The sequence below is a fragment of the Roseomonas elaeocarpi genome, from assembly GCF_042433915.1.
Classification (GTDB): Bacteria; Pseudomonadota; Alphaproteobacteria; order Acetobacterales; family Acetobacteraceae; genus Roseomonas; species Roseomonas elaeocarpi.
Map to the genome: position 1 here is coordinate 43,986 of NZ_JBHLUN010000016.1, position 8,012 is coordinate 51,997.

General features: G+C 72.0%; 6 protein-coding genes. 3 read left to right on the forward strand and 3 right to left on the reverse strand.

All coding sequences use genetic code 11. The features are described 5' to 3' along the window. Positions 1-75: 75 nt before the first annotated feature. Positions 76-2,412 carry an FdhF/YdeP family oxidoreductase gene (locus ACFFGY_RS20525; RefSeq protein WP_377046401.1) on the forward strand — a complete coding sequence of 779 codons (2,337 nt, stop codon included), beginning with the start codon at positions 76-78 and terminating at the stop codon, positions 2,410-2,412. Positions 2,413-2,467: 55 nt separating this feature from the next. Here the strand turns inward: ACFFGY_RS20525 and ACFFGY_RS20530 are convergent, their stop codons facing one another. Continuing rightward, positions 2,468-4,594 (reverse strand): AI-2E family transporter, encoded by a 2,127-nt coding sequence (locus ACFFGY_RS20530; RefSeq protein WP_377046402.1) that lies wholly within the window; start codon positions 4,592-4,594, stop codon positions 2,468-2,470. Positions 4,595-4,838: 244 nt separating this feature from the next. Here ACFFGY_RS20530 and accD point away from each other — a divergent pair, with 244 nt between their 5' ends. Continuing rightward, positions 4,839-5,819 carry an acetyl-CoA carboxylase, carboxyltransferase subunit beta gene (accD, locus tag ACFFGY_RS20535; RefSeq protein ID WP_377046403.1) on the forward strand — a complete coding sequence of 327 codons (981 nt, stop codon included), beginning with the start codon at positions 4,839-4,841 and terminating at the stop codon, positions 5,817-5,819. A gap of 80 nt (positions 5,820-5,899) precedes the next feature. Then, positions 5,900-7,237, forward strand: a complete 1,338-nt coding sequence (locus ACFFGY_RS20540; protein ID WP_377046404.1) for a bifunctional folylpolyglutamate synthase/dihydrofolate synthase — start codon at positions 5,900-5,902, stop codon at positions 7,235-7,237. Between the two features lie 31 nt (positions 7,238-7,268). Here ACFFGY_RS20540 and ACFFGY_RS20545 read toward each other — a convergent pair whose 3' ends face one another. Together ACFFGY_RS20545 and trxA are read right to left on the reverse strand one after the other, a co-directional pair. After that, positions 7,269-7,460, reverse strand: coding sequence for a hypothetical protein (locus ACFFGY_RS20545; RefSeq protein WP_377046405.1), 192 nt, complete (start codon positions 7,458-7,460; stop codon positions 7,269-7,271). Between the two features lie 41 nt (positions 7,461-7,501). Beyond that, positions 7,502-7,831: a thioredoxin TrxA gene (gene trxA / locus ACFFGY_RS20550; RefSeq protein ID WP_377046406.1), complete on the reverse strand. Its 330-nt coding sequence runs from the start codon at positions 7,829-7,831 to the stop codon at positions 7,502-7,504. Positions 7,832-8,012: the final 181 nt, after the last annotated feature.

Genomic DNA, 8,012 nt, shown 5'->3' on the forward strand with positions numbered 1-8,012 from the left:
CGCAATTCATCCGCACCCTGCGCAACCGACCCTGCCGAACGCTCATTGAAGGGAATTGGCGGAGGAATGTGAGTGATGAGCCAGGACGTGTCCATCGGACCCTATGACGCGCCGTCTGGCGGCTGGGGCTCGGTACGCTCGCTGGGCGACATCATGCTGCGCGAGAAGGTGCCGCCCGCCACGGGGCGGGAGCTGTACCGCCAGAACAAGAACGACGGCTTCATGTGCGTCAGCTGCGCCTGGGCCAAGCCGTCCCGCCCCAACCCCTTCGAGTTCTGCGAGAACGGCGCCAAGGCCACTGCCTGGGAGCTGACCAGCCACCGCACCACGCCGGCCTTCTTCGCCGCCCACACCGTCACGGAACTTCGTGGCTGGAGCGACTACGCGCTGGAGCAGCAGGGGCGCCTGACCGACCCGCTGCGCTACGACCGTGCGAGCGACCGCTACGTTCCGGTCTCCTGGGAAGACGCCTTCCGCGAGATCGGGGCGGAGCTGCGCAAACTGGATCCCAAGTCCACGGTCTTCTATTCCTCGGGCCGCGCCTCGCTCGAGACGAGCTACATGTACGGGCTCTTCGCGCGCCTGTACGGGCACAACAACCTGCCCGACAGTTCCAACATGTGCCACGAAACCACCTCGGTGGCGCTGAAAGAGGTGATCGGATCGCCGGTGGGCACCACCACGCTGGCGGATTTCGAGCACTGCGAGTGCATCCTGAGCTTCGGGCAGAATGTCGGCTCGAACGCGCCGCGCATGCTGCACCAGCTGCAGGAATCCGTGCGCCGCGGCACGGTGGTGATCACCTTCAACCCCCTGCGCGAGCGGGGCTGGGAACGCTTCACCAACCCGCAAAGCCCGGTGGAGATGAGCACGGGCGCGGAAACCCGCATCTCCGCGCAGTACCACCAGGTCAAGGCAGGCGGCGACATCGCGGCCATGGCCGGGATGTGCAAGTGGCTGATCGAGACCGACGACGCCGCGCGCGCCCGCGGCGAGGCCGGCATCCTCGACCACGGTTTCATCGCCGAGCACACCACGGGCTTCGAGGAATTCTCGCAGCGGATCTGCGCGACCTCCTGGGAGGAAATCGAGCGGGAATCCGGCCTGCCGCGCTCGGCGCTGATCGAGGCCGCCGCCGTCTATGCCCGGGCGAAGACCACCATGGCGATCTACGGCATGGGGCTGACGCAGCACGTGGGCGGCGAGCAGAACCTGCACATGCTGGTGGCGCTGATGCTCCTGCGCGGCAACATCGGCAAGCCGGGCGCCGGCATGTGCCCGGTGCGCGGCCATTCCAACGTGCAGGGCCAGCGCACGGTGGGCATCTCGGAAAAGCCGGAGCTGGTGCCGCTCGACAAGCTCGCCGGGCAGTACGGCTTCGAGCCGCCGCGGGACAAGGGCATGAACACGGTGGAGGCCTGCGAGGGCATCCTGAGCGGCAAGGTGCGGGCTTTTATCGGCCTGGGCGGCAATTTCGTGCGCGCCATTCCCGACACCGACCGCATGGAACCCGCCTGGACGCGGATGCATCTCACGGTGCAGGTGGCCACCAAGCTTAACCGCTCGCACCTCATCAACGGCGAGGTGGCCTTCCTGCTGCCCTGCCGCGGCCGAATCGAACGCGACACGCAGGCGACCGGCGACCAGTGCGTGACGATGGAGGACAGCACCGCCTGCATCCACGCCTCCTACGGTGAGCGCGAGCCGGCGAGCCCGAACCTCCTGTCGGAACCGGCGATCGTGGCGGGGCTGGCCAAGGCGACGCTCGCGCCGAATCCCAAGGTGGACTGGGACGGCTGGGTGGCCGATTACGGCCGCGTGCGTGATGCCATCGAGGAAACCTACCCGGAGGAACTCCGCGGCCTCAACGACCGCATGTCGGTGCCTGGCGGCTTCCACCGCCCCGTCCCGGCGCGCGAGCGCGTGTGGAAGACCAAATCCGGCAAGGCGGAGTTCCGCCTGCCCAAGTCGCTGAACGCCACCGGCTTCACGGATCAGGACGGGCAGTTCCGGCTGGTGACGCTGCGCTCCAACGACCAGTTCAACACCACGATCTACGGCTACCATGACCGTTTCCGCGGCGTGAAGGGCACGCGCGAGGTGCTGTTCATGAACCCCGAGGACATCCGCGCGATGCAGCTGTCCGACGGCGACGTGGTGGGGGTGGAAACCGTGTCCGAGGATGGCGAGCACCGCAGCGTCGCCAAGCTGCGCCTGACCGGCTTCGACATCCCGCGCGGCTGCGTCGGCGGCTATTATCCCGAATGCAACCCGCTGCTCCCCGTCGGCCACCATGCCGAGGAAAGCAAGACGCCGGCGGCCAAGTCCATCCCGGTGCGAATCCACGTCGAGAAGGACTTCCATTCCGGTCGCACCCAGCCGGAACAGGGCCTGCCGCCCGGCCCCGGCTGAAGCCCGGCTCGCCCCGAGGCGGCCGGCAGGGCCGCTTCCGCCGCGGGGCCGTCCGTCAACCGGCCGGTGCCGCCTCCGCGGCCAGCCGGCCAGGACCCGGCGCGGGCGCCGGCGCCGGGGTGTCGCGCAGGGCGGCCTCCTGGCAAAGGCGCGCCGCCTCGCGCAGTGAGCCCACCACGCGATGGTCGGTGTGCTCGGTCTGCATCGCCTCGCTCAGCGGGCCCCCCGGCCCCTCGTTCCAGGCGCCCAGCAGCAGCAGGGCGTCGGGGAAGCGGCGGCGCAGGCGGCGCAGGGCGAAGCGCGTGCTCGCCACGCCGGCCCCGCCGTCGAGCACCGAAAGGCAGACCGCGCGCACCGGCGAGGCGGCCTCGGCGGCGTCCGTGCTGCCGGGCCGCAGCTCGCGCAGCGCCTCGTTGGGCCGCAGCACGGTGCCGATCCCCCAGCGCGCCAGCACCTGCCCCAGCATGATGGCCGCCTGGGCGTCGAAGCGGCCCCGGCCGGCGATACACAGCACGGCGCCCGGCGCGGCCCAGTCCGGGGGCACGGCACGGCGTACGGGGGTGGCGGGCCGTGCCCCCGGACCGGGTCGCGCGGCCTCGGGTCCTTCCGCGCCGACGGCCCGCGCGGCGCCTTGCGCCAGGCGGTCCGCCAGGGAACGGTCATCCGTCGACGGGCTTTCCGCCGCCGGGCTGTTCAGCAGCGGGCGCTCCTTCGCCGCGCCGCTTCCCGGCATGCTGTCGGTTACCGGCCCGTCGTTGAGCAGCGGCTCCGCCGCCGGGTCGTCCTCGTGGTCCTCCAGGTCCGACAGCAACCCGGCCACGCGGCCGCCCAGCGTCTGGAGGCGGTCTTCCTCCAGGCTGCCGCGCGCAGCGTCCGCCTGGGCCAGCGCCAGGCCGGGCAGCGCCACCTCGTCGTAATAGGCACAGAGCGGCGCGGATTTCAGCCGCAGCTCCGCCTGTTCCGCCAGCCCGTCGCCGTCGCCCGCCAGCAGGCGCTGGTAGAAGGCTTCCGGTGGCGCCAGCGCCTCACGATCGCCCAGAAGGACGTCGAGGAATTCCAGCTGCTCGACGTGCCGGCCGAGCACCACCAGCCCCACCGTCAGCGGCATCGCCATCAACAGGCCCAGGGGCCCCCAGAGCCAGGTCCAGAAGGCGGTCGCCACCAGCACCGCGATGGGGGTGAGGCCGGTGCTGTGGCCGTAGACCAGCGGTTCCACCGCCTGGGCCATCAGCGGCTCGGCCACGCCGAACAGCGCCAGCGTCCACAGCAGCGTCCCCCAGCCCGGATCCACCGCCATGGCGAGCAGCGCCGGGAACACCACCGCGATGATGATGCCCACGAAGGGCACGAAGCGCATCAGCCCCGCCAGCGCCCCCCAGAGCGCCGGGTTGGGCACGCCGATCAGCCACAAGCCCAGCGAGATCACCACGCCGAAGCAGGCATTCATGATCACCTGCGCCAGGAAATACCGGCTCAGCCGCGTCGCGGCCTCGTCCAGCGCGGCGGTGGTGCGCTGGAGGTCGCGCGAGCCCACGAGCTTGATCAGCCGGTCGCGCAGGTCCTCGCGGTAGAGCAGCAGAAAGATCACGAACACCGCCACGATGCCCAGCGTCGCCACCGGGCCCAGCAGGGGCGAGACCACGCGCTGGATCAGTTCCAGCGTTCCGGGCTCGGCCTGGTGGATTTCCACCGGCATCGGCGGCGGCTGGGAGGAGCGCGCGGCGGGCTCGGGGCGGCGTTCCTCGCGCTGGAGGTTGTTGCCGAGTTCGTGCAGCACCGCCGAGGCACGGCCGAGCAGGCTGCCATTCCCGGTCAGGCCGCCCAGCTTCTCGGTCACGGTGCGCTGGTAGCGCGGCAGGTCGGTGGCGAGCTGCGCCAGCTGCTGCCCCATCACGCCGCCCACCGCGGCGATCGCCCCGAAGCCGATCACCACGGTGATCAGCACCGCGCCGACGCGCGGGATATGGGCGCGGCGCAGCAGCCGCAGCACCGGCGCCAGCACGAAGGCCAGCAGCGATGCCAGCACCAGCGGCACCAGCAGCTCCCGCGTCAGGTAGAGCACGCCCACCGTGGCGGCCACGGCGTAGAGGGTGCTCAGGCCCGGTGCCGGCAGCCCCGCCGCGCGCACGCGCATCCGCCGGGGACCGAAGGGGGAGGAGGAGGGTGCTGCGGCCTTGGGCATCGTCTCCTGCTTGGACGGGGCGGGCGCATGGGCCGCGGCGGGTGTTGCGAAGGGGCGGACGCGGCGGCGCCCGCGTTCCGTTCCGGCACGGCAAGGGGGTACCGGACCCTCGGCCAACGCCGGGAAGGGCCGCGGGTTCCTTGTTCCTGTTCGGCTCGTTGCAGCAAGGGTCTTGCGCCCGACCACCCGACGCGCCTACCTCCGCCGCTCGCGACGTGCGGTGCGATCAGACAGGACTATGTGAATGAACTGGATCTCCGACTGGGCCCTGCCGAAGATTCAGACGCTGTTCGGCACCAAGCGCGACGTGCCGGAGAACCTCTGGGTCAAGTGCCCGAGCTGCGAGCAGATGGTGTTCCACCGCGACCTGGAGCGCGGGCTCCATGTCTGCCCCCATTGCGGCCACCACATGCGCATCGGCGCCACGCGCCGGCTCGACTACACGCTGGACGCCGGCTGGCAGCGCATCGAGCTGCCCAAGGCGCCGCTCGACCCGCTGCGCTTCCGCGACCAGCGCCGCTACGTCGACCGGCTGAAGGAAGCCCAGACCAAGACCGGCCTGGATGAGGCGGTGGTGGTCGGCCACGGCACGATCGAGGGCCGGCGCGCCGTGGTGGCGGCCTTCGACTTCAACTTCCTGGCCGGCTCCATGAGCGCCGGCGTGGGCGAGGCGCTGGTGGCGGCGGCCAAGTTGGCCGTGCTGCAGGACGCGCCGCTGATCGTGTTCAGCGCTTCCGGTGGTGCCCGCATGCAGGAAGGCGCGCTGAGCCTGATGCAGATGCCGCGCACCGTGATCGCGACCCGCATGGTCAAGGAAGCCGGCCTGCCCTTCATCGCGGTGCTGTGCGACCCGACCACCGGCGGCGTTACCGCCTCCTTCGCCATGCTGGGCGACATCCAGATCGCCGAGCCCAAGGCGCTGATCGGCTTCGCCGGCGCCCGCGTGATCGAGCAGACGGTGCGCGAGAAGCTGCCCGAGGGCTTCCAGCGCGCGGAATACCTGCTGGAGCACGGCATCCTCGACATGGTGGTCAAGCGCGGCGACATGAAGGAAACGCTGGCCCGCCTGATCGCCCTGCTGCGCGAGCCGGTGCCGCCGGGCACCCCGGTGGAGGAGCCGGAACTCGAGCCCGTGGGCGCCGCCGTGCCGCCCCCGCCCGACATCGCCGCCCCGCGCCCCGGCCGGCCGGCACCGCCGGCCGAACCAGCCGCGCCCAAGAACTGAGGCGGTCCGGGCCGATGCCAGCCAGCGCGGGCTCGCCCCTAGGGAGCCAGCTGCCGGGGTCCCACCTGCCGGGGTCCCAGGTGCCGGCGGGTCCCGGCCTGCCCGCCGGGCTGCCGGTCGGCGACGGGCGGTCGGAGGCGATCATCGACCGCCTCCACGCGCTGCACCCGAAGCTGATCGACCTCAGCCTCGATCGTCTCCAGCGCTGCCTGGACGCGATCGGCAATCCGGAGCGGCAGCTGCCGCCGGTGGTCCACGTCGCCGGCACCAACGGCAAGGGCTCCACCTGCGCCTTTACCCGCGCCGTCGCCGAGGCGGCGGGGCAGCGGGTGCACGTGTATTCCTCGCCCCACCTCGTGCGCTTCCACGAGCGCATCCGCCTCGCCGGCCAGTTGGTGGAGGAGTCGGTGCTGGCCGACACGCTGGAAGAGGTGGAGCGCCGCAACGGCGGCCAGCCGATCACCGTGTTCGAGATCACCACGGCGGTGGCGATCCTGTTGTTCTCGCGCGTGCCGGCCGACCTGCTGGTGCTGGAGGTCGGGCTGGGCGGCCGCTTCGACGCCACCAACGTGGTGCCCCGCCCCGCCGCTACGGCGATCGCCGCGGTGTCGATGGACCACATGGACTTCCTGGGCGACACGATCGCCGCCATCGCGCGGGAAAAGGCCGGCATCGCCAAGCCCGGCGTGCCGCTGGTGACCGGCCGGCAGCCGCCCGAGGCCATGGCGGTGATCGAGGCAACGGCGGCCGAGGTGGGCGCGCCGCTGCTGCGGCGGGACCGGGACTGGTGGGTCGAGGAGCGCGGCGACGGGCTGCTCTACCGCGACGCGCGGGGCAGCGTGGCGCTGCCGCGGCCCGCACTTCCCGGGCCGCACCAGGCGGACAACGCCGCGCTCGCCCTGGCGGCGCTGCGGGCCTGGAACCCGCCCTGGCTGACCGACGCGGCGGCGGCGGAAGGTCTGCGCCGGGCGCGCTGGCCGGCGCGGCTGCAACAGCTCGACTCGGGCGCGCTGCGGGCGATGCTGCCGCCGGACTGGGAGCTGTGGCTGGACGGTGGGCACAATCCGGGGGCGGGCGAGGTGCTGGCGCAGCACCTCCGCGGCTGGAATGACCGGCCGCTGCACCTGCTGGTGGGCATGAAGCGCAGCAAGGCGGCCGCCGAGTTCCTGCACCCCCTGCTGCCGCACGCGGCGAGCCTCTGGGCGGTGGCGGAGCCGGGCCAGCACCTGGCCATGACGCCCGAGGAGGTGGTGGAGGCCAGCGGCGGCGCGGCGCGGATCGGCCCGCGGGTCGAGGACGCCTTGCGGGAGATCATCGGCGGCGCGGCGGGGAACGGGCCGGCGGCGCGGGTGCTGATTTGCGGCAGCCTCTATCTCGCGGGCGAGGTCCTCAAGCGCAACGGCACCCTTCCGGACTAAAGGGAAGGGGCGGGAGGCGGTGGTGGCCGCCTCAGCAGCCGGTGATCCGGCCAGTGGCGATGCAGTCCTGGTAGGACACGATCCGCTGGATCCAGGGAAACACCCACCACAGCAGCAGCATCACCAGCACCACGGCGGCCAGCACCCCCATGCCGAAGTAGTCGGGCCGTGCCCGGGGCCGCGCCCTGGGCCGGTCCCCGCCGGGCTGCGGATCAGGAGGCATGGGAAAGGGGGCGGCGGGGCAGGACCTCCGCCGCCGCGATCTCAGGCAAGGTTGCCGTCGAGCCACTCGCGCAGCTTGCTCTTGGGCTGGGCGCCCACCAGCGTGGCGGCGGGCTTGCCGTCGCGGAACAGGATCATCGTCGGGATGCCGCGCACCGCGTAGTCGTTGGGCGAGGCCGGGTTCTCGTCGATGTTGACCTTGGCCACCGTCAGCTTGCCGGCGTAGTCGCGCGCGACCTCGTCCAGCAGCGGCGCCACCTGGCGGCAGGGGCCGCACCACTCGGCCCAGAAGTCCACCAGCACGGGGCCGGGGGCCTCCAGCACGTCGGCCTGGAAGCTGCTGTCGCTCACGGCCTTGGTATTGGCACTCATGGGTACACTCCGAGAAAACGCGTTGGCGAATAGGTCGTCACTCGGGCCGCGCGGGTCAAGCGGGGGAGGGGACCGGGCGGAAGGGGAAGACGTGCCTCCGGCATCGGCGGCAGGGGCGGGTGCTGCGGAAACGCCCAGGCAACGTCCTGGGAATCCCCCCTGAGAAACCCCCCCCCCCCCC

Coding starts and splice junctions, on each gene's coding strand:
- trxA (WP_377046406.1), bottom strand. CDS start 7,831: ATGAGTGCCAATACCAAGGCCGTGAGCGACAGCAGCTTCCAGGCCGAC.
- accD (WP_377046403.1), top strand. CDS start 4,839: ATGAACTGGATCTCCGACTGGGCCCTGCCGAAGATTCAGACGCTGTTC.
- ACFFGY_RS20525 (WP_377046401.1), top strand. CDS start 76: ATGAGCCAGGACGTGTCCATCGGACCCTATGACGCGCCGTCTGGCGGC.
- ACFFGY_RS20545 (WP_377046405.1), bottom strand. CDS start 7,460: ATGCCTCCTGATCCGCAGCCCGGCGGGGACCGGCCCAGGGCGCGGCCC.
- ACFFGY_RS20530 (WP_377046402.1), bottom strand. CDS start 4,594: ATGCCCAAGGCCGCAGCACCCTCCTCCTCCCCCTTCGGTCCCCGGCGG.